This window comes from Catenibacterium sp. GCM10023432 (genome assembly GCF_042651925.1).
Taxonomy (GTDB): domain Bacteria; phylum Bacillota_I; class Bacilli_A; order Erysipelotrichales; family Coprobacillaceae; genus Catenibacterium; species Catenibacterium mitsuoka.
The window spans coordinates 1-24,172 of sequence record NZ_JBHSEB010000043.1 but is presented as its reverse complement, the minus strand read 5'-3'; the positions used below and the strand labels follow the sequence as shown (position 1 = coordinate 24,172).

The following is a 24,172-nucleotide window of genomic DNA, read 5'->3' as shown; positions in this document are numbered from 1 at the left end:
ATCTATGAAAGACCGCTATAATAAAATATTAGAACTACTTACAAAAGAAAAGAAAATAGAAGTCAATGAATTATCTCAAATACTTGGGGTATCCAATGTCACTATACGTAAAGACTTAGATGCACTTGAAGAAAAAGGGATTATTAAAAGAGGACATGGCTATGCCATTCTTGCGAACAAGGATGATATCAATGGACGCTTAGCGTATCATTATGAAATAAAGAAAAGAATTGCACAAAAAGCCGCAGAACTTATTCATGATGGAGATACCATCATGATTGAAAGCGGGAGCTGCTGTGCGATTCTTGCAGATACAATTGCATCAGAGAAACGAGATGTCACTATTGTGACTAACAGTGCTTTTATTGCAGGATATATTCGCGATAAAAAGAATACCAATGTGATTCTTCTAGGTGGTGCTTACCAGAAAGATTCACAGGTTATGGTAGGACCTATCGTGGCACAATGTGCGCAAAACTTCTGTGTAGACCAGTTGTTTATTGGTGCCGATGGTTATAATCCTCGTGTAGGTTTCACCAATAGTGATCATTTGCGTGCACAGGCTGTTAGAGATATGGCTGAACAGGCAGAACATATTATTGTCTTAACTGAAAGTGAAAAGTTCAATTCACATGGTGTAGTACCTCTTCAGTTAAAAGAACGTATTGATACAATCATTACTGATGATCATATTCCCGAAGATATCAAAACACATTTGTTGTCAGAAAATAAAACATTACTAACTATAGAAAATGAGTGATTCTAATTAATAAATACGAGGGGTGATGAATAATGAAGGATAAATTTGAACCTATACCAGATCCAATATTTGAGCCGGGTTTTGAAGGTTTATATGTTGGGGATTTAGAAGATGGTGAAAAATGTAGTACAGAATTTACATCGTATGATTTACATGGCTTAACAAAGTATTTACAAGAACATAATTTGGATCAGCCAACAGATGAAATACTATTGATGTTTAAAAAATAATCAATTTCTATTTAGATAAACGAATAAACGGAAGGGATTCATCATTCCCTTCCGTTTTACTTTAAGTCTTTTATAATGCGTTGTAATTCTCCTGGCTGACCATCCTTATAAGGTATCTTATAAGAAGAACCATCTGTTAAGCATAAACAATTTAATTGTCCTCTATCTGCCACAGCGAGTCCACCATCAATACCAATCTTATTATGATAATCAGGATCATACCAGATATTAAAAGAATGATCATCATTCACATAACATAAAGGCGTATGACCAAATATATAAGTATAATCAGGATTACATGGGTTCATATAGAAATATTCTCTAATCCAGGCAAGTAATTCAGGATCACTATCTTCTATATTGGTTACCTCAGGATCCACTCCTGCATGCACCATCACATAATGCTTGCCCTGATAATCTAGTTCTATATAGTTAGGTAGACTATCAATAAAATCAATAATTTCCTGTATAAACTCTTTCTTTATATCAAAATATTCCTCATAAGGAATAGAATCCTTCTGTAAGAACTCTCTTATACTATTTACAGTACCTGTAGCACCGTTCTGTTTCCATAAACGATATGCATTATTCAAATCAGAATCTAAATCATTATATTTTAAGCTGGCTGCTAAAGATTGTCTCATCATGATTTCATGATTACCCTTGATCATATGAACATTAGGCATTGCTTTCACAAAGTAATATATATCAATTGAATTAGGACCACGATCCATAATATCACCTAGGATATATAACTCATCTTCATCAGTGAATTGAATCTTATTGAGCATCAGCTGCAATAACACAAATTGTCCATGTAAATCAGACATGACAAAAATTCTCTTCACTAATACTCACCTGCCTCTCAAATACATTTTATCATACCCAAAAAGGAATGCAAAACAGAACATAATCCTCAAAAAAAATAGTTGAATTATGATATGATTATTACAGGTGAGGGATATGGATGAATTTTATCAAAAGACCTATTTAATGATTGTTTTTAAATGGTCTTATTACTATACAAGAAAGAATATGAAAAATGTCAGATGTGACATTATTGAAGACACTAAAGACTATCATACTGTACGTTTTTATTTGAAGAATCGTGTTGCTTTTTTAACTGTCTGGCATAATGGCATTATTGAAGAACAGATTACAGATGAAGAAGGGAAAGAAATCTATTTCTATCTCCATTATACTTTAAAGAGCTTATCCCAGTTCTTATCTTATTATAAAGATTTTATGGTTGTCTTTTTAAGAGATGCAGACCCTAAACGTGTGAAAGTAGGGATTGTAGACCAGGATGGCTTTTCTTCTAGTTATTTAATTAGTTTAATGAAAGAAAGTCTGATAATAGAAAAGTCTAATCTAGAAGTGGAATCAGTGAGTCTTTCTTCATTAGAAGAAGTAGAAGGAGACTATGATGCACTTTATTTATCCCCTTCAGTCATGCATTTAAAGGGGGATATAGAGTCTATTGTTTCTGTTCCTGTGTATGTAATTGATCCTCTTGTTTATGCAACCAATGATTTCTATACACTTATACATACAATTTTGTCAAAATAATGTATCTGGCTTGCATTCTTACTAGTAAATAGTATACTAATAGTAGTAATCATTACTGATTAGGAGAATGGAACATATGGCGGAGACAAGACTTAGAAGATCTAAGCAGCGAGATACGATATATGATATGCTCGTGAATGATCACACGCATCCTACAGCAGAAGTTATTTATTCTCATGTAAGAAGAATCATTCCGGATATATCACTAGGTACTGTTTATCGTAATCTGAATGTTTTAGTTGAAAATGGGTATATCAGAAAATTAAATATAGATCGTGTTACTGTACATTACGATGCTAATGTGACACCACATCATCATATGGTATGTTCAAAATGTGGAAAGATTGTGGATATACATATTCCACATGGTGCATTTGATGAACTTGTTCATGATATAGAAGAACTAGATCAAGTACACCTCACACATGTTGATATGTTATTTCAAGGAATCTGTAATGATTGTAAGAATATGAAGGAGGATAAAGAAAATGTCTAATTTAAAAGGTACTGAAACATTAAAGAATCTAATGGCTGCATTTGCAGGTGAATCACAGGCAAGAAATCGTTATACTTTCTGGTCTAGTATTGCGAAAAAAGAAGGTTATGTAGAAGTGTCTAAAATCTTTGAAGAAACAGCAAACCAGGAAAAAGAACATGCGAAACGTTTAATGAAGCTTATGAACACTGCTGCTCAGGGCGAAACATTACCTGTTGCTGGTGAATTCCCAGTATTAATGGGTACAACTGTAGAAAACTTAAAAGCTGCAGCTGCTGGTGAAAACGAAGAATGGACACATATGTATCCAGAATTTGCTAATAAAGCTGAAGAAGAAGGATTACCTGAAATCGCAGCTATCTTAAGAGCCATCGCTATGGCTGAAAAGATGCATGAAGAAAGATACTTAAAACTTGCTAAACAGATTGAAGACGGCACAGTATTCAAGAAAGATCATAAAGTACTATGGAAATGTAACAACTGTGGATTTGTCGTAGAATCTTTAGAAGCTCCTACAGTATGTCCAGCTTGTAACCATCCACAGGCTTACTTTGAAGAATACAAATTCTTTGATTAATATAATTGTGTGCAAAGACAGCGAAAGCTGTCTTTTTTCTTGCTTAGAGTGCTATGATAATAACAAGGAGGGGACACGATATGAAAGGAAAGATACTCTATCTGTTAGATTTCATCTATGCGATCGTATTATCAGTATTTTTGCTAGTCACAATGATCGTCTATATTCATACAAAAGCATCAGAGATATTGATTATTGTGGCTGCTGTGTTATTTGCGCTTTCAATTGTGAAAGGGTATTGGATTTATAGAAAATGGAGAAGACCATAATAAAAAGACCTCGAAAGAGGTCTTTAACGCATTTTAGCTGCCTGGATTAAATGTTTTGCAAGTACTGCAGTTGTGACAGTACCAACACCACCAGGAACAGGGGTAGCGGCAGAGGCTTTGCCATCAAGAGTCGCATAGTCTACATCACCACATAACTTACCATTCTCATCCACATTGATTCCTACATCAATCATCACGGCATCCTGTCCACAATAATCACTATTTAACATCTTTGCACGTCCTGCAGCCGCAATCACAATTTCTGCATCAGAACATGTCTTCTTTAAATCAACAGTTCTTGTATGAGTCATAGTTACTGTCGCATTCTCTTTAAGAAGCAGCATAGACACAGGTTTACCTACAACCATACTTCTACCTACTACTGTCACTCTTTTACCTGTTAACTCAATATCATATGCCTTTAATACTTCAATAACTGCTTCTGCAGTACATGGAGAAAAACCACTTGTATCTCCTTTAAACACCTTCGCAATATTAATAGGAGAAATACCATCTAAATCCTTTTTAGGATCAATCATATTTTCAATATCTTTTTCATTAATAGTAAGAGGAAGTGGTCTTAATAATAAAATTCCTGTCACTTCATCATCTTCGTTAATATCTTTAAAAGCTTTCTTGAAATCTTCATCACTGATATCCTGTGGGAAAACATAAGAAGCCACATCTAAACCAAACGACTTTAATTTCTTAGTTGCACCACGCTCATAACTCATATCATCAGGTTTTTCACCCACTCTCACAATCGCAAGCTTAGGTACAAAAGATAATGTTTCTAACTCTTTTGTTACATATTCTTTAATTCCATCAGAAACCTTTTTTCCTCTTAACTCTAACATGACATTCCTCCTAACTTTTTAATAACACTATTAGTTATTTCATCTGCAAGCAGTTGCCCTTCAACTAATAGCTTCTCAGCACGTTTATTCATCTTCTCAGCTATTTCTCTATTTTTCATAGACTTCGTATTAATATAGACATTCATAATAGAGCCAGTCAACGCACTACGTAAACATTGTACACCAACACCTACATCACTGATTGCCATCACTGAACCTTTCTCATTTAAAGTAGAAAATAACTTTAAAGACTGATAACTTAAATCCATGATCTGTAATGGTACAAGAGATGCATCCAATAAACATGACTCCATCACAAACTCTTTATGTTTCTTTTCTTCCTCAGTATTCTTAGGAAGTCTATAAGCCTCTGCAAGAGGCTTAAAGTTTTCTGCATCATCATCTACAGAAGTTACAAGATTCTTCTTTAAGTCTTCTAACTTCTCTATGATTTCTCTTATTTCATCTTCTACATTTTTATATTTCTTCTTACCTACAGTTAAGTTACCTACCATGAGTCCTAAAGCACATCCAATAGCGCCCACTAGTCCTGAAGCACCTCCACCACCAGGAGTAGGTGAAGATGAAGATAACTCATCTAAGAAGTCTTTAATCATTTCTTTCATTTTTAACTCCCTCATACGAAAAGACACGAGAACCTCGTGTCTATTTTTCATAAATTATACTCATTTATTTGTATTAATGCAATAAATATGTTTGAAATATACACCTAAATTAATGATAATACCGATACCAATCAAACTAAATAGCGCAATCCCTAATGTCACAAAATAACTTTCAGGAAAGATATTGATAATAGGATCAATATCAGGATTAATCAGCCAGTAGTTATTGTTGAAAAGGATATGGTGCATCATTGTGAATGCCCCATCAAAATCAACATAGGCTGTTCCACCTACAATAAATACGAGTCCTAAAGTAGTGAATCCTGCCCATTTAAAAGGTCTATAATCATTCTCTTTGACTGTAGAGTAGATGAGATAAATAGTACCAATCAGTACCACTAACCCAATAATTTCTAAACGATTCATTAATACCTTCACTTCATAAAAATGAAAAGCTGTATTTTTAGTCATAGGAAAAGCAGGAGTAGAAAGTGCTTTATGTGAGAATAGACTTAAATAGTGGATAATTGTCATATAACTTTCTCTTACTATCTTTTCACTTACCCCAATATTAGAGGCTATTAATGAAGAAGGATACAATACAGGGACAAAAGTCACTAATAAAATAGCACAATCAATAATCAAAAAGGTCAAACATACAGTTAAAAGAATACCTTTAAATTTCTTCATTGTATAAGAAATCTTCTCCCTTTTGAACCTCTACTGTAGATAAATCAGGATAACCCTGCTGTCTTAATGCTTCGTAAACACCAATGGCTACAGTATTAGATAAGTTCAAGCTACGTGAATCTCCATACATTGGAATACGTACACAATCATCAATATACTTCTTTAAGATATCATGAGGAATACCATCATGCTCATGACCAAAGAAAAGATAATGTTCGCCTTCCTGTTTAAAATCATCTTCACTATATACTTTTTTAGAATAACGTGTAAAGAAATGATAAATACCAGGATTCTCTTTTTCAAACTCTTCAAAGTTTTCATAAACCTTAAAAGTGAGATGATCAAAATAATCCATAACCGCTCTTTTCATTCTTGGATCATTTAACTTAAACCCTGTAGGCTTAATAATATGTAAAGGTGTATGTGTCGCTGCACATGTTCTCATAATATTACCTGTATTTTGTGGAATCGCAGGATGTACTAATACAACATGATTCATTATTTATGTTCCTCCTCTAAATAATCATATAAAGCCTTTAATGCCTTTGCACGATGAGAGACTTTATTCTTTTCTTCCATAGTCATCACTGCAGAAGTCTTCTTTAATGGTGGATAATAGAAAATAGGATCATAACCAAAGCCATTTTCACCATCAATACAATCATTGATTTTTCCTTCAAAAGTACCTAGGAAAGTCTTTGTTTCTTCATCAGGAATAGCCAAAGCCATCGCACATACGAAACGTGCTGTCTTATCTTCTTTATCTTTAACGGCATCAATAATCCACTGATTCTTAATATCATAACTTGTATCTTCACCCATAAAACGAGAAGAATAAATACCAGGCTGTTTATCTAATGCATCTACTTCTAAACCAGAATCATCTGCCAGAGTAGGCATATGAATCATATTCATCACTGTTTCAGCTTTAATCACTGCATTTTCTGTAAAAGTAGTCCCTGTTTCTTCAATATCAGGATTATAACCTAATATATCTTTAATAGACTTTACTTCAATCCCTAACTTTTCCAACATTGCAGAAATCTCTTTAAGTTTTCCTTTATTTGTTGTTGCAACTACGATCTCTTTCATTCGCTTTCCTCCATTCCTAACGCTACTTTGACTTCATGGATAGGCATATCCTTTCCTGTCCAGAATTTAAAAGAACATGCACCTTGATAGACAATCATACGTTCTCCATTCATATAATCAAGACCTCTTTGTCTTGCATAACTTAATAGCTTTGTTTCCTTAGGGTTATAAATAATATCTGCCACCTTTAAACCATCAGGTAACATATCAGCACTCTCAATAATACATCCTTCAGGATGAGGTGCCATACCAACACTAGTTGTATTAACTAATAAATAAGTATTCTTTAAATCTTCCTTAATACTTTCCTGATCAATTTTCTTTAAAGTAATAGGGCAATCTAATTTCTCATTGAGTTCTTTAATAAATGGCTTATCAGAACGATTATAAACCACAATTTCCTTAGCACCCGCTAATGCAAGAGAAATAATAATTGCACTTGCTGCACCACCTGCACCAAGTACTACAATTTTATGCTTCGCAATACCCCATCCTTTATCACGGCAGGCCATCACAAAACCTTCTCCATCAGTAATATGACCAATGAGTTTACCATTCTCATTCTTTACCGTATTGACACTCTTCGCAAGTTTTGCCTGTGTTGTGAGTTCATCCATATATTTCATCATATCCTGTTTATAAGGCATAGAAATATTGTATCCCTTAATAGGTAATGTCTTAACAGACGTAATATAATCATCTAACTGATTTTTAGTCACTTCAAATGCAAGATAAACATCATTAATACCTAATGTTTGAAATGCAGTATTATGCATCATTGGTGAAAAAGAATGTTTAATAGGATTTGCGACAACCCCATATAAACCTGTATATCCAGTAATTGTATTTTTCATAACAGTCTCCTTTTGTCTTGTATTATACATCATTTTATCGTTCTGTGTGACTGTTCTTATAATATTTAGTACAATGGATTCTAGAGGTGAAAAGTATGATCAAGAAATTAATTATTAATGCTGATGATTTCGGTATGTGTGAAGGAAACTCCCTAGGTATCCTTCTTGCACACGAACAAGGAATTGTAAGTTCCACTACAGTCATGATGAATATGCCATATGCTTCATGGGCCCTAGACAAGGCAAAGGCATATCCAAATTTAGGAATTGGTGTTCATTTAACTTTAACTGCAGGTAAACCATTATTATCTGGCAAGAAAAGCTATACAGATGAAGCGGGGAACTTCTTAAGACCTAGTGCTTATGAAGATGGATTTCCAGATGGAGAACCAGATGAAGTCTATGAAGAATGGAAAGCACAGATAGAAGCTTTCATTGCACACACAGGACATCTTCCTACACATCTAGATTCTCATCATTATGTTCATATGGAACATAGACAATTGGAAGTCATCAAGCGTCTTGCCAAGGAATATAACCTTCCTATCAGACAAACAAGATATGTGGATGAAAACTACTTCCCAGCACGTTGTGAATTTTATAAAGATGGTGTAAGCTTTGAAACATTCAAAGAAATCTGTTCAACAGAAGGCTATGATACAGTAGAAATTGTTTGTCATCCTGCTTTAGTTGATGAGAGACTGATGAACGTATCTAGCTACAATATGAGTCGCATCAAGGAATTAGAATTACTTAAGAGTGATGCATTCAAACAGTACATCCAGGATCACGATATTCAGATTATAACTTATGCAGACATAAAAAATAATTAGGTATTTTTAAATAATAGTAGTAGAATGAGAAAAAAGTGAATGGAGTGACATATATGAGATACGCAGATAAGATGAATTACGTAAAAAAATCAGCCATTAGAAGTGTCATGGCTGATGCAAGTGAGAATGGTACGGTAGACTATATTAGTTTTGCGAGTGGATTCCCTGATCCAGAAGCTATTCCACAGGAAAAGCTAGAAGAAGTAGGACATAAGATTCTTCAAGAAAAAACTTATGAAGTTTTGCAGTATGGCTCTGCCCAGGGGTATACAGGTTTAATAGAATCTTCTAAGTCATTCATTAATAAGCATGAATGTATATGTACAAGTGATGATGATATTATTATTACAACAGGATCACAACAGGGCTTAGATCTTGTGTCTAAGATATTCTGTGATGAAGGAGATTATGTTGTAGTAGAGAATCCAAGTTATTTAGGTGCTTTAAACTCATTTAAATGTAATGGGGCAAAGCTGCTTGGTGTTTCTTTAGAAGAAGATGGTGTAAACCTAGAAGAACTAGAAGAAGCCTTTAAGAAAGGACCAAAGGTATTCTATACAATTCCTAACTTCCAGAATCCTACCGGAGTCACAACATCTCTAGAAAAAAGAAAAGAAATCTATAACCTTGCAGTAAAGTATGATGTAGTTATTCTAGAAGATAACCCTTATGGTTATTTACGTATTACAGGCGAAGAAGTACCTTCTATTAAATCTTTAGATCAAGACCATCGTGTTGTTTATGCAGCCAGTCTTTCTAAGATTATCTCACCAGGTATGCGTACAGGAATCATCTGTGCAAGTAAAGATATTATTTCTAAGCTCTTTATGGCTAAACAATCAGGTGATAATCATACAAACAATCTCTCACAATATATGATGGATGCATTCTTAAGAGAAACAGATATGGATGCACATATTAAACATTTGCAGTCTCTTTATGCAAAGAAATGTAACTTCATGTTAGAGATGATCAAGAAGTATTTCCATCCTTCTATTCATGTCATTGAACCAGAAGGTGGCATGTTTATATGGTTTGATCTGCCTGATGGTGTAAGTATGCCAGAATTCGTTCAGGCTTCTATTAAGAAGCATGTAGCCATCGTGCCAGGTAATGAGTTCATGGTAGATAGTACTAAGCCATGTCAATCTATTCGTATGAACTTCTCAGCTGCTTCTATGGAGAATATCGAAAAAGGTATCCAGATTTTAGGAGAACTAACATATCAATTCTGTAAGTAAAAAAAAAGCCATTTCTGGCTTTTTTTTAATACATGCCACCTTGTGGCATAACAGGCTGTTGTGATTCTTCTTTCTTAGGAAGTTCTGCCACACCTGCTTCAGTTGTTAAGAACAAGGCTGAAATACTAGCGGCATTTAATAATGCGCTACGAGTGACTTTAGTAGGATCAATAATGCCTGCTTCAAACATATTGACCCAGTCACCTGTCTTTGCATCAAATCCAAAGTCCTTTTCAGCATTCTTCTGGATAGATACAATTTCTTCTTCATCATAACCAGCATTGATTGCAATCTGAGTAAGAGGTGCAAATAAAGAATTCATGACTACATTAATACCCTTCTGGATATCTACATTCGTATCTCTGACCTGATTCTTTAATTCTTCATAGGCTTCTACTAACGCAGCACCACCACCAACAACGATACCTTCATCTACAGCGGCCTTAGTCGCATTGAGAGCATCTTCAATTCTTAATTTCTTTTCTTTTAATTCTGCTTCAGTTGTAGCACCGACTTTAATTGTTGCAACACCGTTAGATAATTTACCAATACGTTCTTTTAAAGTCTTCTTTTCATAATCACTCTTAATATGAGTTAATTGTGTCTTTAATTCTTCTACGCGCTTATTCACTGCTTCACTAGAACTATGTCCAATAAGAGTTGTATTATCCTTCTTTACAATCACTTTCTTGATTGTACCAAGATCTTCAATAGTTAAATCAGAAAGCTTCATATTAAGGTCTTTGTTGTAGAATTTAGCACCAGTTAATACTGCAATATCCTCCAACATTTCTTTCTGTTTATCACCAAATCCTGGAGCTTTAGTTGCTACGACATTAAAGGCACCTCTTAACTTATTCAATACAAGAGAAGAAATCGCTTCATTTTCATAATCTTCTGCAACAAGTAATAATGGCTTATTAGTTTTTAATACCTGTTCAAGTAGTGGAAGGATTTCTTGTAAATTAGTAATCTTCTGATTAGTGACTAAGATCAATGGATTATCCATTTCTACTTCCATCTTATCTGTATCACTTACAAAATAAGGAGATACATAACCCTTATCATACTGCATACCTTCATTCACTTCTAATTCATCATCAAAACTATTAGATTCATCTACGTTGATAATACCATCTCTACCAACTTTTTCCATAGCCTGAGCAATCAATTCACCAATATGACTATTAGAAGAAGAAATAGTGGCTACAGATGCAATATCCCTGCTTGTTTCTACTTTATGAGAATTCTTTAATAATACTTCAGCCACTGCTTTAGAGGCTCTTTCAATCCCTTCTCTCATAAGTACAGGGTTTGCACCTTTTTCAACCTGCTTCATACCATTCACAATCATATCTCTCGCAAGTATTGTGGCAGTTGTTGTACCATCACCTGCAATATCATTTGTATTATTGGCTACTTCATAGACTAACTTAGCACCCATATTTTCAAAATGATCTTCTAACTCTATTTCCTTGGCAATAGAAACACCATCGTTCGTAATTAAAGGAGAACCATAGCTCTTCTCTAATACCACATTTCTACCTTTAGGACCAAGTGTGACACTCACTGCATCAGCAAGAGTATTCACACCCTTCAACATAGATTGACGTGCATCACTAGAAAAACGTATTTCTTTACTCATAGTTCATTCCTCCTATTCAATACATGCGAGAACATCTTTCTCGTCTATCACAATATATTCAATACCATCAAGTTTAACTTTAGTACCTGAGTATTCCTTGAATACAACACGATCTTTTTCTTTTAAATCATTTTCACATTGAGGACCTACAGCCACAACTTCTCCAACAGTAGGAAGACTCTTTGTCTCAGTAGTGAGAATAATACCACTTGCAGTCTTGTTTTCTACTTCCTCTTTTTTTAATACGATATTCTTATTCAAAGGTTTCAACATTTTTTATTCCTCCTCATTAGCACTCTATTTATCTAGGTGCTAAAAAGTATTATAGTTCGTTTTAGCACTTTGTCAAGGCAAGTGCTAATTTATTTTTGGGCAGATTGAATGATAATGCACAAAAAAGCCACTCCTAAGAGTGACTTAATCGTCTTTTCGTTTTGTATCCTTTGCAACTATGAATGTGATCATACCTAATATTAATCCAAAATAGAAAGAGAAGAAACGCCATAAGAACATAGAACTAGAGGCATTTGCTCGACCAAGAAAACCAAACAAGATCATATAACATCCTTCACTACCACCTGATGCACCAGGAATAGGGAGGAATGTATTAATGAGATTAATAATGGATGCAAGTCCCAGGAACTGTACGAATAAGTTGAAAGGAACCTTAATACCTAAAGCAAGACAAGAAAAGAATGGTGTAGAGTAAATGATTGTAAGTTTCACTACATTACATAATACTGTCTGTAATAATGCTTTTTTATTTTTCTGTAGTACATTCATCTGTTCTCTAAATTCACTGAAATAATTCTGAATTCTAAAGCATGTCGATTCATAATCTTTTATAAGTGGTGTTTTAGATAGTAGATAAACTACTTTATCTACTATAAAGTTCTGGAACTTCTTACTCTTAGCTCCGGCAAATAATAGAATAGTCACTACCGCATTAATAAGAAATCCTACGGCTGCCATAGAAGATACACCAACACCTTTATCAAGGAAGTAGGCTGAATCCACTATCATAATCACAGCTGTAAAGCCCATGATCACTATTTGATAACTAATAAAGCACATAAGTAATATACTTGTAGATATTGCAGGAGAGATGCCTTGGTTATTAAATACGAACACCTGGGCAAACTGTCCTCCGGAAGAAGAAGGTGTTAAACCGCTAAACAAAGTACCTACAAGTCCATTCACAAAACCTTCTTTGAGAGTAAAGTCTTTTTTATAGAAACGCGCAAAGATCATAGTAGCCAGTCCGTCAAATACATAATACATAAACATGATGAAACATAAGATGAATAGCCAGAAAGGATGCGCTGTTGTAATTGTCTTAAATACAGTAGAAACTTCAGAACCTACTGATAAATATAAAGAAATACCACTAATCACAAGAATTAACGCAATATTCAAGATATAGCTCTTCTTTGTTTTCATGGGAATCACCTCATTTCCCTATCTCTATTTTACCAATCTTACTTGTTATATGAAAGCAAAAAAAGAGTAGGGATAAAAATCCCTACTCGAATGTAATCATAATAATTTCATTTTCACATAATACTTTAAAATGATAGTTCTTACGTGGTGCAATACCATTACTTACAATAAGTTCAGAATTATTTTCTGTATAAGTGCCATGATTATAAGTGATTGCATTTTTACATTTTACAAGTGGCCCAATACCTGGGAACCAGATGGTACCGCCATTACTATGCCCAGATAACTGTAATTGTGTATGTCCTTTGTTTTGAATAAAACTGTCAGGATAATGACTTAAAGTAAGGACAAAACCATCGTAATCAGGAATACCTTCCTGGCTGTTAAGAGACTGTCCATAAAGGATAAAAGAACTATTACGATAATGAATTGTACGTGTACTATTGTTTAATACTTCAAATCCACCCTCATTAAGGATATTAGTCACTTCATCAGCATGGGCATGATCTTCATCACCTAATACTGCAAACTTACCATATCCAGGCTGAAGCTTCTTTAAGATCTTCTGTACTTTTGTATCTTCAATAGGTTTGCCTTCATACAGATCACCAGTAAAAACAACCATATCATAACTTTGATCTTCAATCTCATCTACAATCTGTTCAAGACGATCAATATCCTTAGATGTAGTAATGTGGACATCGGATAAATTGACTATCTTGAAACCTTTAAAACCATCAGGTAACAAATTAGAACTATAATTCATTCTTGAAAAAGAATAATGTGTTCTAGAAAAGAGACATGTATAACCACCAAACAACACCAATGCTAAGACAATAATAGCAAGAATACCAGTACGAATAATTTTCTGTTTCTTCATTATTTCTTATTCATGATGACAGGAATAATCATCGGTCTTCTTTTTGTCTTAGTATAGAAATAAGTTGTTAATGTTTCTCTAATTGTATTCTTAATTTCTCCAAATGTTGTCTTTTCCTGTAATAAAGCACGTAGCTTACGATCTACAGCCATTTCAGCACCATAAATCATAGGCTTACTATCTTTCATATATACAAATCCACGGCTCATGATGACTGGCTTATGAAGTAAAATACCAGCATGTGAATCCATACTAATTAGAACTGCAACCATACCATCTTCACTTAAAATCTGACGGTCATGTAATACTGCAGTAGATAAACCAGTTAAATCATTACCATCTACATAAATATCATCTGCATGTACACCTCTTGTCTGGAATACTTCATGATCCTTTAAGCATAAGCAATCCCCATTACTTAATACAAATGCATGATCAGCTTGTCCGCCTACTTCTTCATATAATTTCTTATGAATGCAAAGCATCTTGTGTTCACCATGAATAGGGAAGAAGTACTTAGGCTTAGTCAATAACATCATCAGTTTCTGTTCTTCCTGAGATGCATGTCCTGAAGTATGAAGGTTACTGATCATAGAGTTTTCAAGAACTCTTGCCCCAGAACGATATAATTTATTAATCAAACGTGATACAGAAGACTGGTTGCCTGGAATAGGGTTAGATGAGAATAACACTGTATCCCCGGGCTTAATCTTAATCTGACGATGTGTACCATTCGCAATTCTATTTAAGGCTGCAAGTGCTTCACCTTGAGATCCAGTACATAGAATCAAGATTTCATTATCAGGAAGATATCTTGCTTCATCATTCTTAATAAAGAAACGATCAGGACATTTGATATAACCCATTTTTCTTGCAACATCAATATTGTTGACCATTGAACGTCCATATACAAGGATCTTACGATTAAACTTAACAGCTGCTTCTACAATCTGCTGTACTCTATGTATATTAGATGCGAATGTTGCAACAATAATACGTCCTTCAGTCTTTCTGAATTCTTCTTGTACTTGTGAAGCCACTGTCTTTTCACTAATAGAGAATGTAGGTACTTCAGCATTTGTACTATCACTCATTAATAAATCAACACCTGTTTCACCTAAGAAACTTATAATCTGATAATCAGCAGGATTTGCTACAGGAGATAAGTCAAACTTAAAGTCACCTGTTTCTATAATACGTCCATCAGGTGTATTCACAATGATTCCCATAGATTCAGGAATAGAATGGTTAGTATTAAAGAAACCAATATTAAAATATTTAGTTTTGATAGAACTTTCGTGAGTAATAGGAATCATCTTAGTCACATGAGTGAGATGATGCTCCTCTAGTTTTCTTCTGATCATGGCACAAGCCAATGGTGAAGCATAAATAAATGGAATATTCACTAGTCTTAATAAGAAAGGAATACCACCAATATGGTCTTCATGACCATGTGTAATAAACAATCCCTTGATCTTTTTATTATTCTTTCTTAAATAAGTATAATCTGGAATAACATAATCAATCCCAGGAAGACCTTCAGATGCAAACTTAACACCTGCATCAATAATAATCATTTCATCATTGCATTCAATGCAGTAAGTATTCTTACCAACCTCATTCAAACCGCCTAATGCGAATATTTTTGTCCCTTGTGTTTTAACATTATGATGTGTTGAAGGGAATCTTCTTTTAGAACGATGAGGTTTGAATGTCTTTTTCTTTTCAGTATTATTGACTGACATAAACTACTATCCACCTCTTTCTCAAATAATGTAAAATCACTCATTAAAATAATAATATAAAAAAACTGAATAATCAATGTTGTAAGGGAATACAAGAAAAAATTAAAAAAAAGATGTTCTATCGAACATCTTAATAAGAACCTTTCTTATAGGCAGCTATTGCAAGCGAACCTGGACCGATATGACAAGCAACACTTAATGATAAACGGTCAAAGATGACCTCTTTATCTGGAAATGCTTCTTTCATTTGTTCTAAATAATCTAAAGCAGCTTCTTTATCATAAGAATAAACACATGCTACTTCATAATCATCACCCCAGCCACGATCACTAATATCCTGTTTTACCTGGTCAATCATCATCTTACGAGCTTTTTTCATAGTACGTGAAGTACCATATTTATCTAACTTTTCACCCTGAATAGTAAGAATAGGCTTAATCTTTAGTAAACCCGCAAGCGTTGCAGCAGCAGGTGATAAACGCCCACCCTTCTTTAAATATTCAAGGGTATCTACAGTAATATAGATAGTGGCATTCATCTTATTGTTCATAAGATAATCATAAATCTCTTTGGCACCATATCCCTTATTTGCCATAGCAATAGCATCTAGAACATCAGCTTTTTGTGTAGCTGAGATTCTTTGAGAATCCACAACAAACACTTTCCCTTTATACTGATCTTCATCCGCCATCATCATTGCTGTCTGACAACTTCCAGATAAGCCGCTGCTCATAGGAATATGAATAATAGCATCATGTGTTTTTAATATTTCATCCCACTTCTTTGCGATAATCCCAATTGTAGGCTGTGAAGTAAACACTTCTGCGCCGCCCATTAATTTTTCATAGAAATGTTCTTGTGTTAAATTGATATCTTCTTCATATTCTTTACCATCTATAGTGAAAGGCATCGGAATACAATAGATACCTAATTCATTTGCTTCTTTTTGTGTAATGCCAGAGTTACTATCTGTCATGATTGCAATTTTCATACAAGGACCTCCTTCAGTCAAACTCAATTTTAACAATTTTGAGGAATAAATCAACATTTTCTTGACTAATCAAGGTAGACGAATTATCGTGAATGCATATGAAAGGAGTTACAGAAATGGTAGAAAAATACTTAAAAACACTTTATAGCATGGGAGAGAAAGCTCTTCAAGCCCTTATCATTATAGTTATTGGATATATTGTATATAAGATTTTTGATAAGTTATTTACAAAATTCATTGAGAAATCATCCCAGGATGAAATTGTATTAAACTTCTTTAAGACAATCATCAAGACAGTCTTTATTGTGATTATTGCGATTATGGCTTTATCACAGCTTGGTATTAATACAAATTCTATTCTTGCTATCTTCACTGCAGCTTCTGCTGCTTTTGCACTTGCTATTAAAGACTCACTCGCAAGCTTCTTTGATGGTATCATCATCCTACTTGCGAAACCTTTTTCTAAAGGAGACCTTATTGAGGTGGCAGGTGTAACAGGAAGAATTCAGGAAATCTCTTTACTCTATACAAACCTACTTACTTTAGATAATAAGAAGATTGTGATTCCTAATTCACACCTTGCTCATTCAACACTTGTGAACTATTCAAGTGAAGAAATGCGTCGTGTAGATTTAAACTTCGATGTTGTGATGGATAGTGATACAGAATTAGTTAAGAAGGTTATTATGGAAGAAGCTTTATCTAATCCTTATTGTCTCCATGATATTCCACCATTTGTGAATATGACAGAATATAAGGATAGTGCATTAAGCTTTACGCTCAGAGTATGGGCAGCTACAGAAAACTATGAAACACTTAGATGTAGTTTGCTTGAAAATATGAATAAGCGTTTCAACGAAGAAGGCATAGAACTTGCCTATACGACCTACGATATTCATCTAAGCAAATAAGTTGCGGAATATTCTTCAATCTGTTTAAATATAGGTGAGGTGAAGAATATGAAAATTGTAGATCAGAACGGTTTTAATGAAGCATTAAACAATAAGTATGTATTAGTAGACTTCTATGCAGACTGGTGTGGCCCTTGTAAGATGGTTGGCCCAGTATTAGAAGAATTAGATGCTGAAAATGATCAGTTAACTGTTGTTAAGGTCAATGTAGACAATGAACTTGATTTAGCATCAAAATACGGTGTCCAGTCAATTCCAAACATGATTTTCTTTAAAGAAGGAAAGGCTGTTACACAGATTATTGGCTTTGCGAATAAGGATGCGATCCTTGATAAAATCAACCCATTTATGGACTAAGAGGCACCTGATTGGTGCCTTTTTTAAACGCCTGATTTTTCTCTTTATGATAATAAATTAAGTGCAAAAAATATATAAATCGATCAATTTGTGGAAAAGACAAATTAGTAAATAAGATTCATGAAATGCACAAAGATTTGTGCTCATGAATATTGACATGTATACACAAAAAGTGTAAGATGTTTTTCATGATAGTTGGATGCTATCATACAATTATATCCATTATGGAGGGGAAAATTATGAAGACAGTAAAGGTTTTAGTTGCTGCAAGTATGGCAGCAGCGTTACTTGCTGGATGTGGAAGCAAAACTGATACAGATACTTTCAGATTTGCAAGTGAATTAGATATCCAGGGTATGGATTCTACAGTAGTTGATGATGGTATGTCATACAACGCAATCCACGCAATCACAGACGGCTTAACAGCAGTCAATGAAAAAGGCAAGACAGTTCCAGCATTAGCTAAGAACTGGGATGTAAGTGCTGATGGTAAGACTTACACTTTCCACTTAAAAGATGCTAAGTGGTCAAATGGTGATAAAGTCACTGCCAACGATTTCGTTTATTCTTGGAAGAGAATTATTAAAAATGCAGGTAACTATGCTTACATGTTAGGTGATGATGGTGCATCAGTTAAGAATGCGAGTCAGTTGATTGACCTAGGCCCAAAGGCAACTGATGAACAGATGAACACTTTAGGTGTTAAAGCAGTTGATGATAAGACTTTAGTTGTTGAATTAAACAACAAGGTTCCATATTTCACAGATTTAATGGCTTTCCCATGCTACTTCCCACAGAACGAAAAGTTCGTTGAAAAATGTGGTAAGAACTATGGTACTAAACCAGAATACACATTATCTAATGGTGCTTATAAGATGACTAAGTGGATCAAAGGTAACAAAGCAACATTCACTAAGAACGATAAGTACTATGATGCAAAAGCAGTTAAGACTAAGAACCTTGAAATGTTCCTAGTACAGGATCCTAAGACTGCTGCACAGAACTTTGACAATGGTAAAGTTGACTATGCAACAATCAACTCTACATTAGTAGATAAGTATAAAGATAAAGATACTTTCACAACATTCAATGAAGGTTTCTTATTCTACTTAAGCTTAAACTTCAACAATAAGACAATTGCTGATAAGAATGTAAGAGAAGCATTATCTTACGCAATTAACAGAAAAGACTTATGTGAAAACGTCTTAAAGGATGGTTCTAGAGCTGCTACTGGTTTTGTTCCATCCCAGTTATCTAAGAGCCCAGCTGGTAAAGACTTCCGTGATACTGCAGGTGATATTGTAGGTTACGATGTTAAGAAGGCTCAGGAATACTTAGATGCAGCTAAGAAAGAATTAGGTACTGATACAATCACAGTTGATTTATTATATGGTACTGATGAATCACCAATGGATACTATGGCTGAATACTTACAGGGTTCATTCACTAAGTTAAAAGGCTTAAAGGTAAACATGGTTGCAACTGTTAAGAAAGACAGAATTTACAACAGACAGGCAAATGGTAACTATCAGATTGCATGTACTCGTTGGGGTCCAGACTATGCTGATCCAACTACTTACCTAAACTTATTCTTAACTGGTAACCAGAATAACTATGGTAAGTACAGCAATGCTAAAGTTGATTCATTAATGAAACAGGTTCAGGCTGAATCAGACTTAAATAAACGTTGGGACTTAATGACTCAGGTAGAAAAGACTGCACTTGATGATTTAGCTTATATTCCAGTATTCGAAAAGGGTGCTGCAGCATTAAAGGCTAAGAATGTAAAAGGAGTTGTTCATTCACCAGTTGGTGTTCCTTATACATTCAAATACGTAACTATTAAATAAGAGTAAACAGAACATAGTGAGAATAAACACATTATAGCTCTTGCTATAATGTGTTCTTCTTTTTCAAATGAAAGGTGTGATATTTATATGGATAAATCCATGATTAGGTATATCTTAAAGAGATTGTTGATTTCCGCAATTACTCTATTTGTTATACTTACAGTTCTGTTCATTATGACTCGTTGTATGCCAGGTTCTCCATTCAACTCAGAAAAGTTGAGTCCAGAACAGCAGAAAGTCATTATGGCAAAATATGGTCTTGATAAGCCAATTCTTGTACAGTATGGTACATACTTAAAGAATATGTTATCAGGCGACTTCGGTGTTTCTTATGTTTTATACAAAGATCAGAATGTTTCTGAATTAGTATTTGACGCAGCTAAGATTTCATTTGCATATGGTATTGCTGCATGTATCTTGGGTACATTAGTAGGTATGTTACTTGGTATCGTTGCTGCATTAAACAAGAACACTATTTGGGATACAATCGCAACTATTATTTCTATCTTAGGTGTATCTATCCCATCATTCGTATTCGCATTATTACTTGTTATCTTGTTCAGTAATGATCTTCGCATCTTACCAACAATGTATGATGATATGAATCCAATCTTCTCATCTATATTGCCAGTTATCGCTTTATCTATGAGCGTTATTGCCAACGTAGCACGTTTCACTCGTACAGAAATGATTTCTGTATTAAATAGTGAATATATGACTCTTGCAATGGCTAAAGGTTTAGATCGTAAGACATTAATCTTCAAGCATGCATTACGTAATGCCTTAATTCCAGTAATCACTATCTTAGGTCCAATCCTAGTTAACTTGATGACTGGTACAATGGTAGTAGAACAGATCTGTTCTGTACCAGGTTTAGGTAAACTATTAATTAATAGTATCCGTGCCAATGACTACAACATCATCGTTGCATGTTCATTCTTATATGCATTCATGTATATCATTATGATGTTAGTAATCGATGTATCTTATGGTATTATCGATCCACGTATCCGTTTAGGAAAGGGGGACAACTAAGATGGATGACAAGAAGTATGAATTTTTGCCAGATGATTTTGAGTTTATCGGTGATAAACAGAATATCAACATTGATGAAGTTGCTCCTGCAAGACCTGCTTGGAAAGACGTTGTTTACCGTTTTACTCAGAACAAAGGTGCAATCTTTGGTTTAGCTTGTATTATTATCATTGCTTTACTTGCTATCTTTGTACCAATGATTTCTCATTGGAAATATGATGCAATTGATACATCTATTGCAAATGTTCTTCCAAATGGTACTCATTTCTTCGGTACTGATAAATATGGCCGTGACTTGTTCGTAAGAACATGGCAGGGTACTCGTATTTCATTAATTATCGCATTAGTTGCAGTAGTTATTGATATCGTAGTTGGTATGACTTATGGTTTAATTTCTGGTTACTTTGGTGGTTTAGTTGACTCTATCCTTCAGAGAATTCAGGAAATCATCAACTCTATCCCAACACTAGTAGTATTAACTATTCTTTTAACAGTATTAAAGCCTTCTTTATATACCGTTATTCTTGCATTAATCTTCACTGAATGGATTCCTATGTCTCGTATCACAAGAGCACAGGTATTAAAAATCAAGGAAGATGAATTCATTCTTGCTTCTAGAACATTAGGTGCAAGCAATATCTTTATCTTATTCAAGGAAATCTTACCAAACATCTTTGGTCAGTTAATCATCATGTCTATGATGACTATCCCAAATGCAATTTTCTATGAAGCATATCTAGCATTCGTTGGTTTAGGTTTAACTGTACCTCAGGCTTCACTTGGTACTTTGATCAACTCAGGTTTCGAAGTATTCACAGTATATCCAACTCAGATGACTATCCCAGCTATTATCCTTGCAGTATTAATGTTAGGATTCAACTTATTAGGTGATGGTTTAAGAGATGCACTTGATCCTACTATGAAGGAGATGTAATTATGGCTGACAGAGAAAGAATTTTAAAAATCAGAGACTTAAATATCTCCTTTAAGGTTGAAGGTAAGAAAGTGAATGCCATCCGTGGTGTTAACTTAGACCTTTATAAGGGAGAAACAATTGCGATTGTAGGTGAATCTGGTTCAGGTAAATCAGTTACTACAAAAGCTATCATGGGTATCTTAGCTAAGAATGGTAATATTGAAAGTGGTTCAATCGACTATACTTGGCATGATCCAGATACTGATGAAAAACATACAGTAGATATTACTAAGATGACAGAAAAGGAAATCCAGAAGGAAATCCGTGGTCGTAAGATTGCGATGGTCTTCCAGGATCCGATGACTTCTCTAGACCCAACAATGACAATTGGTAAACAGATCATGGAACCAATGATGTATCATTATGGAACATCTAAAGAAGACGCATATAAAAAGGCTGTTGAACTTCTTGAAGAAGTAGGAATCACTAACGCAGAAAAACGTATGAAGAATTATCCTCATCAGTTATCTGGTGGTATGAGACAGCGTGTTGTTATCGCAATCGCTTTATCATGTGATCCATATGTATTAATCTGTGACGAACCTACAACAGCCCTAGATGTAACTATCCAGGCTAAGATCCTTGAATTAATTCAGGACTTACAAAAGAAAAAAGATATTTCAGTTATTTATATCACACATGACTTAGGTGTAGTTGCTAAGGTAGCTGACTTCGTAAACGTTATGTATGCAGGTAAGATTGTAGAAACAGGTTCTATTGAAGATATCTTCTACAGACCTTTACATCCATATACTTGGGGTCTTTTATCAGCAATGCCGGATTTAAATACTGATGATCCAGAATTATATACAATTCCTGGTTCACCACCAAACGTTACAAAAGAAATCAAAGGTGATGCATTCGCACCACGTAATAAATATGCATTAAATATCGATAAGAGAATTGAACCACCTATGTTCAAAGTAGAAGGTTCTACAACTCATAAGGTAGCCAGCTGGTTAATGCATCCAAATGCGCCAAAGGTAGAAATGCCTGAAGCATTAAGAAAGAGAATCGATAACATGATGAAAGAAGGTGTACCAAGTAATGGACAAGAATAGTCAGACTCCAATTCTTGAAGTCAAGAATTTAAAACAGTATTTCTATCCAACTAGAAAGTTTACTGTAAAAGCCGTTGATGGTATTTCATTCAAAATCATGCCAGGTGAAACATATGGTTTAGTAGGTGAATCTGGTTCAGGTAAATCTACTACTGGTCGTGCCATTATTAGATTATATGATCCGACTGATGGTCAGATCATCTTCGAAGGTGAAGATATCACTGGTAAGATGTCTAAGAAAGCTCTTAAGACATTACGTACTAAGATGGCTATGATTTTCCAGGATCCAATGGCTTGTTTAAACCCTCGTAAGAAGGTTATTGATATTATTGCTCAGGGTCTTGATATTCATCATGATTATAAAGATGAAAAAGAAAGAGAAGAAAAGGTTTATAAGATTCTTGAAATGGTAGGTTTATCAAAAGAACATGCGAACCGTTTCCCACACCAGTTCTCTGGTGGTCAGAGACAGCGTATTGGTATCGCAAGAGCCTTAATTATGAACCCTGATCTAATCATTGCCGATGAAGCAATCTCAGCCCTAGACGTATCTATTCAGGCACAGGTTGTAAACCTAATGAAGAAGATGCAGAAAGAAACAGGTGCTGCTTACTTATTCATTGCTCATGACTTATCAATGGTTAAATACATCTCTGATAGAATTGGTGTATTGCATTTAGGTCACTTAGTAGAAACAGGAACTGCAGATGAAATCTTTAGTAATCCTCTCCATCCATATACAAGATCATTATTATCTGCCATCCCTCATTCTAACCCAAGAGTAGAAAAGGTAAGAAAATCATTCTCTTATGATTATGAAACAAGCGGTCTTGATTATAATGCTGGTACTCAGCATCAGATTACTGAAACACACTTTGTATTAGGTACTGATGAAGATGTTGTACAGTTCAAGAAAGACGCAGCAAACTTCAAATTATAACATTTAAAGACTATGACACTTATGTGTGATAGTCTTTTTTTACGCTTTAAAATATCTGAAGCACACATTTTTACGTTGTAAAAAGTGTATAATACTACATTTATTCGCTGTAAAAAGTGTATAGATAGCACATTTTTTCGCTGTAAAAAATGTATGAAGATGGTATAAAGAAATCAAAAGACAAACTATTAAATGTCAATAAATAGTTAAATTTTCTAGAATTTATTGATTTTATAGGCATTTGTCT

The 24,172-nt window shown here is 34.4% G+C and carries 28 protein-coding genes; 15 read left to right on the top strand and 13 right to left on the bottom strand.

Going from position 1 to position 24,172, the window contains the following annotated elements; all coding sequences use genetic code 11:
• Window positions 1-4 precede the first annotated feature (4 nt).
• Both ACFOZZ_RS06300 and ACFOZZ_RS06295 read left to right on the top strand, forming a co-directional pair.
• Entirely contained in the window at window positions 5-760 is a 756-nt protein-coding gene (locus tag ACFOZZ_RS06300) for a DeoR/GlpR family DNA-binding transcription regulator (RefSeq protein WP_270396467.1), read from the top strand.
• Between the two features lie 32 nt (window positions 761-792).
• A complete protein-coding gene (locus ACFOZZ_RS06295) occupies window positions 793-990 on the top strand; it encodes a hypothetical protein (protein WP_376814910.1) in 198 nt (65 codons plus the stop codon).
• Window positions 991-1,046: 56 nt separating this feature from the next.
• Here ACFOZZ_RS06295 and ACFOZZ_RS06290 read toward each other — a convergent pair whose 3' ends face one another.
• Window positions 1,047-1,838, bottom strand: coding sequence for a metallophosphoesterase (locus ACFOZZ_RS06290; RefSeq protein ID WP_278780384.1), 792 nt, complete (start codon window positions 1,836-1,838; stop codon window positions 1,047-1,049).
• Between the two features lie 115 nt (window positions 1,839-1,953).
• Here ACFOZZ_RS06290 and ACFOZZ_RS06285 point away from each other — a divergent pair, with 115 nt between their 5' ends.
• The 4 genes from ACFOZZ_RS06285 (at window position 1,954) to ACFOZZ_RS06270 (ending at window position 3,901) form a co-directional block, all read left to right on the top strand.
• On the top strand, window positions 1,954-2,559 hold the full coding sequence (locus tag ACFOZZ_RS06285; RefSeq protein ID WP_278780386.1) for a PTS sugar transporter subunit IIB: 606 nt from the start codon (window positions 1,954-1,956) through the stop codon (window positions 2,557-2,559).
• A 76-nt stretch (window positions 2,560-2,635) separates the two neighbouring features.
• Complete coding sequence (locus tag ACFOZZ_RS06280; RefSeq protein WP_279079656.1) at window positions 2,636-3,055, top strand: Fur family transcriptional regulator; 420 nt, start codon at window positions 2,636-2,638, stop codon at window positions 3,053-3,055.
• Window positions 3,048-3,632 (top strand): rubrerythrin, encoded by a 585-nt coding sequence (gene rbr / locus ACFOZZ_RS06275; RefSeq protein WP_055233608.1) that lies wholly within the window; start codon window positions 3,048-3,050, stop codon window positions 3,630-3,632. Before ACFOZZ_RS06280 ends, rbr begins: the two co-directional genes overlap by 8 nt.
• An 80-nt stretch (window positions 3,633-3,712) precedes the next feature.
• Complete coding sequence (locus ACFOZZ_RS06270) at window positions 3,713-3,901, top strand: hypothetical protein (protein WP_055233609.1); 189 nt, start codon at window positions 3,713-3,715, stop codon at window positions 3,899-3,901.
• Window positions 3,902-3,924: 23 nt separating this feature from the next.
• Here ACFOZZ_RS06270 and ACFOZZ_RS06265 read toward each other — a convergent pair whose 3' ends face one another.
• The 6 genes from ACFOZZ_RS06265 to aroE are packed head-to-tail and all read right to left on the bottom strand — an operon-like array spanning window position 3,925 to window position 8,020.
• Window positions 3,925-4,758, bottom strand: a complete 834-nt coding sequence (locus ACFOZZ_RS06265; protein ID WP_376814909.1) for a bifunctional 5,10-methylenetetrahydrofolate dehydrogenase/5,10-methenyltetrahydrofolate cyclohydrolase — start codon at window positions 4,756-4,758, stop codon at window positions 3,925-3,927.
• Window positions 4,752-5,384 (bottom strand): cyclodeaminase/cyclohydrolase family protein, encoded by a 633-nt coding sequence (locus tag ACFOZZ_RS06260; protein ID WP_278780391.1) that lies wholly within the window; start codon window positions 5,382-5,384, stop codon window positions 4,752-4,754. The genes ACFOZZ_RS06265 and ACFOZZ_RS06260 overlap by 7 nt, the downstream gene beginning before the upstream one ends.
• A 60-nt stretch (window positions 5,385-5,444) precedes the next feature.
• Window positions 5,445-6,074 (bottom strand): TIGR01906 family membrane protein, encoded by a 630-nt coding sequence (locus tag ACFOZZ_RS06255; RefSeq protein ID WP_278780393.1) that lies wholly within the window; start codon window positions 6,072-6,074, stop codon window positions 5,445-5,447.
• Window positions 6,061-6,573 carry a tRNA (cytidine(34)-2'-O)-methyltransferase gene (locus ACFOZZ_RS06250; protein WP_006504316.1) on the bottom strand — a complete coding sequence of 171 codons (513 nt, stop codon included), beginning with the start codon at window positions 6,571-6,573 and terminating at the stop codon, window positions 6,061-6,063. Before ACFOZZ_RS06250 ends, ACFOZZ_RS06255 begins: the two co-directional genes overlap by 14 nt.
• A complete protein-coding gene (locus ACFOZZ_RS06245) occupies window positions 6,573-7,166 on the bottom strand; it encodes an XTP/dITP diphosphatase (RefSeq protein ID WP_055233613.1) in 594 nt (197 codons plus the stop codon). The genes ACFOZZ_RS06250 and ACFOZZ_RS06245 overlap by 1 nt, the downstream gene beginning before the upstream one ends.
• Entirely contained in the window at window positions 7,163-8,020 is an 858-nt protein-coding gene (gene aroE, locus ACFOZZ_RS06240; protein WP_055233614.1) for a shikimate dehydrogenase, read from the bottom strand. The genes ACFOZZ_RS06245 and aroE overlap by 4 nt, the downstream gene beginning before the upstream one ends.
• Window positions 8,021-8,115: 95 nt before the next feature.
• On the opposite strand from aroE, the gene chbG reads away from it, so the two are divergent.
• Complete coding sequence (gene chbG, locus ACFOZZ_RS06235) at window positions 8,116-8,853, top strand: chitin disaccharide deacetylase (protein WP_055233615.1); 738 nt, start codon at window positions 8,116-8,118, stop codon at window positions 8,851-8,853.
• A 53-nt stretch (window positions 8,854-8,906) separates the two neighbouring features.
• Window positions 8,907-10,094: a PLP-dependent aminotransferase family protein gene (locus ACFOZZ_RS06230; protein WP_055233616.1), complete on the top strand. Its 1,188-nt coding sequence runs from the start codon at window positions 8,907-8,909 to the stop codon at window positions 10,092-10,094.
• Window positions 10,095-10,119: 25 nt separating this feature from the next.
• Here ACFOZZ_RS06230 and groL read toward each other — a convergent pair whose 3' ends face one another.
• The 6 genes from groL to ACFOZZ_RS06200 all read right to left on the bottom strand — a co-directional run bounded on the left by groL (window position 10,120) and on the right by ACFOZZ_RS06200 (window position 16,795).
• On the bottom strand, window positions 10,120-11,739 hold the full coding sequence (gene groL / locus ACFOZZ_RS06225; RefSeq protein ID WP_278780399.1) for a chaperonin GroEL: 1,620 nt from the start codon (window positions 11,737-11,739) through the stop codon (window positions 10,120-10,122).
• Window positions 11,740-11,751: 12 nt separating this feature from the next.
• The gene (locus ACFOZZ_RS06220; RefSeq protein ID WP_055233618.1) at window positions 11,752-12,012 is read right to left on the bottom strand and encodes a co-chaperone GroES; all 261 of its coding nucleotides are present in this window, start codon (window positions 12,010-12,012) and stop codon (window positions 11,752-11,754) included.
• Window positions 12,013-12,156: 144 nt separating this feature from the next.
• Window positions 12,157-13,179: a lysylphosphatidylglycerol synthase transmembrane domain-containing protein gene (locus tag ACFOZZ_RS06215; RefSeq protein ID WP_055233619.1), complete on the bottom strand. Its 1,023-nt coding sequence runs from the start codon at window positions 13,177-13,179 to the stop codon at window positions 12,157-12,159.
• Between the two features lie 82 nt (window positions 13,180-13,261).
• Window positions 13,262-14,059 (bottom strand): metallophosphoesterase, encoded by a 798-nt coding sequence (locus ACFOZZ_RS06210; protein ID WP_329967567.1) that lies wholly within the window; start codon window positions 14,057-14,059, stop codon window positions 13,262-13,264.
• Window positions 14,059-15,804 carry a ribonuclease J1 gene (rnjA, locus tag ACFOZZ_RS06205; protein WP_055233621.1) on the bottom strand — a complete coding sequence of 582 codons (1,746 nt, stop codon included), beginning with the start codon at window positions 15,802-15,804 and terminating at the stop codon, window positions 14,059-14,061. The genes ACFOZZ_RS06210 and rnjA overlap by 1 nt, the downstream gene beginning before the upstream one ends.
• A 130-nt stretch (window positions 15,805-15,934) precedes the next feature.
• Window positions 15,935-16,795, bottom strand: a complete 861-nt coding sequence (locus tag ACFOZZ_RS06200) for a DegV family protein (protein ID WP_055233622.1) — start codon at window positions 16,793-16,795, stop codon at window positions 15,935-15,937.
• Between the two features lie 116 nt (window positions 16,796-16,911).
• On the opposite strand from ACFOZZ_RS06200, the gene ACFOZZ_RS06195 reads away from it, so the two are divergent.
• The 7 genes from ACFOZZ_RS06195 to ACFOZZ_RS06165 all read left to right on the top strand — a co-directional run bounded on the left by ACFOZZ_RS06195 (window position 16,912) and on the right by ACFOZZ_RS06165 (window position 23,925).
• The gene (locus ACFOZZ_RS06195) at window positions 16,912-17,706 is read left to right on the top strand and encodes a mechanosensitive ion channel family protein (RefSeq protein WP_376814908.1); all 795 of its coding nucleotides are present in this window, start codon (window positions 16,912-16,914) and stop codon (window positions 17,704-17,706) included.
• Between the two features lie 48 nt (window positions 17,707-17,754).
• Complete coding sequence (gene trxA, locus ACFOZZ_RS06190) at window positions 17,755-18,063, top strand: thioredoxin (protein ID WP_006504303.1); 309 nt, start codon at window positions 17,755-17,757, stop codon at window positions 18,061-18,063.
• A gap of 239 nt (window positions 18,064-18,302) precedes the next feature.
• Window positions 18,303-19,913, top strand: coding sequence for a peptide ABC transporter substrate-binding protein (locus ACFOZZ_RS06185; RefSeq protein ID WP_055233624.1), 1,611 nt, complete (start codon window positions 18,303-18,305; stop codon window positions 19,911-19,913).
• A gap of 87 nt (window positions 19,914-20,000) precedes the next feature.
• Window positions 20,001-20,948 (top strand): ABC transporter permease, encoded by a 948-nt coding sequence (locus ACFOZZ_RS06180; RefSeq protein ID WP_055233625.1) that lies wholly within the window; start codon window positions 20,001-20,003, stop codon window positions 20,946-20,948.
• Between the two features lies 1 nt (window position 20,949).
• The gene (locus ACFOZZ_RS06175; protein ID WP_055233626.1) at window positions 20,950-21,882 is read left to right on the top strand and encodes an ABC transporter permease; all 933 of its coding nucleotides are present in this window, start codon (window positions 20,950-20,952) and stop codon (window positions 21,880-21,882) included.
• A 2-nt stretch (window positions 21,883-21,884) separates the two neighbouring features.
• Window positions 21,885-22,985, top strand: a complete 1,101-nt coding sequence (locus ACFOZZ_RS06170; RefSeq protein WP_055233627.1) for an ABC transporter ATP-binding protein — start codon at window positions 21,885-21,887, stop codon at window positions 22,983-22,985.
• The gene (locus ACFOZZ_RS06165) at window positions 22,972-23,925 is read left to right on the top strand and encodes an ABC transporter ATP-binding protein (protein WP_055233628.1); all 954 of its coding nucleotides are present in this window, start codon (window positions 22,972-22,974) and stop codon (window positions 23,923-23,925) included. The genes ACFOZZ_RS06170 and ACFOZZ_RS06165 overlap by 14 nt, the downstream gene beginning before the upstream one ends.
• Window positions 23,926-24,172: the final 247 nt, after the last annotated feature.

Coding starts and splice junctions, on each gene's coding strand:
- ACFOZZ_RS06300 (WP_270396467.1), top strand. CDS start 5: ATGAAAGACCGCTATAATAAAATATTAGAACTACTTACAAAAGAAAAG.
- ACFOZZ_RS06295 (WP_376814910.1), top strand. CDS start 793: ATGAAGGATAAATTTGAACCTATACCAGATCCAATATTTGAGCCGGGT.
- ACFOZZ_RS06285 (WP_278780386.1), top strand. CDS start 1,954: ATGGATGAATTTTATCAAAAGACCTATTTAATGATTGTTTTTAAATGG.
- ACFOZZ_RS06280 (WP_279079656.1), top strand. CDS start 2,636: ATGGCGGAGACAAGACTTAGAAGATCTAAGCAGCGAGATACGATATAT.
- rbr (WP_055233608.1), top strand. CDS start 3,048: ATGTCTAATTTAAAAGGTACTGAAACATTAAAGAATCTAATGGCTGCA.
- ACFOZZ_RS06270 (WP_055233609.1), top strand. CDS start 3,713: ATGAAAGGAAAGATACTCTATCTGTTAGATTTCATCTATGCGATCGTA.
- ACFOZZ_RS06265 (WP_376814909.1), bottom strand. CDS start 4,758: ATGTTAGAGTTAAGAGGAAAAAAGGTTTCTGATGGAATTAAAGAATAT.
- ACFOZZ_RS06260 (WP_278780391.1), bottom strand. CDS start 5,384: ATGAAAGAAATGATTAAAGACTTCTTAGATGAGTTATCTTCATCTTCA.
- ACFOZZ_RS06255 (WP_278780393.1), bottom strand. CDS start 6,074: ATGAAGAAATTTAAAGGTATTCTTTTAACTGTATGTTTGACCTTTTTG.
- ACFOZZ_RS06250 (WP_006504316.1), bottom strand. CDS start 6,573: ATGAATCATGTTGTATTAGTACATCCTGCGATTCCACAAAATACAGGT.
- ACFOZZ_RS06245 (WP_055233613.1), bottom strand. CDS start 7,166: ATGAAAGAGATCGTAGTTGCAACAACAAATAAAGGAAAACTTAAAGAG.
- aroE (WP_055233614.1), bottom strand. CDS start 8,020: ATGAAAAATACAATTACTGGATATACAGGTTTATATGGGGTTGTCGCA.
- chbG (WP_055233615.1), top strand. CDS start 8,116: ATGATCAAGAAATTAATTATTAATGCTGATGATTTCGGTATGTGTGAA.
- ACFOZZ_RS06230 (WP_055233616.1), top strand. CDS start 8,907: ATGAGATACGCAGATAAGATGAATTACGTAAAAAAATCAGCCATTAGA.
- groL (WP_278780399.1), bottom strand. CDS start 11,739: ATGAGTAAAGAAATACGTTTTTCTAGTGATGCACGTCAATCTATGTTG.
- ACFOZZ_RS06220 (WP_055233618.1), bottom strand. CDS start 12,012: ATGTTGAAACCTTTGAATAAGAATATCGTATTAAAAAAAGAGGAAGTA.
- ACFOZZ_RS06215 (WP_055233619.1), bottom strand. CDS start 13,179: ATGAAAACAAAGAAGAGCTATATCTTGAATATTGCGTTAATTCTTGTG.
- ACFOZZ_RS06210 (WP_329967567.1), bottom strand. CDS start 14,059: ATGAAGAAACAGAAAATTATTCGTACTGGTATTCTTGCTATTATTGTC.
- rnjA (WP_055233621.1), bottom strand. CDS start 15,804: ATGTCAGTCAATAATACTGAAAAGAAAAAGACATTCAAACCTCATCGT.
- ACFOZZ_RS06200 (WP_055233622.1), bottom strand. CDS start 16,795: ATGAAAATTGCAATCATGACAGATAGTAACTCTGGCATTACACAAAAA.
- ACFOZZ_RS06195 (WP_376814908.1), top strand. CDS start 16,912: ATGGTAGAAAAATACTTAAAAACACTTTATAGCATGGGAGAGAAAGCT.
- trxA (WP_006504303.1), top strand. CDS start 17,755: ATGAAAATTGTAGATCAGAACGGTTTTAATGAAGCATTAAACAATAAG.
- ACFOZZ_RS06185 (WP_055233624.1), top strand. CDS start 18,303: ATGAAGACAGTAAAGGTTTTAGTTGCTGCAAGTATGGCAGCAGCGTTA.
- ACFOZZ_RS06180 (WP_055233625.1), top strand. CDS start 20,001: ATGGATAAATCCATGATTAGGTATATCTTAAAGAGATTGTTGATTTCC.
- ACFOZZ_RS06175 (WP_055233626.1), top strand. CDS start 20,950: ATGGATGACAAGAAGTATGAATTTTTGCCAGATGATTTTGAGTTTATC.
- ACFOZZ_RS06170 (WP_055233627.1), top strand. CDS start 21,885: ATGGCTGACAGAGAAAGAATTTTAAAAATCAGAGACTTAAATATCTCC.
- ACFOZZ_RS06165 (WP_055233628.1), top strand. CDS start 22,972: ATGGACAAGAATAGTCAGACTCCAATTCTTGAAGTCAAGAATTTAAAA.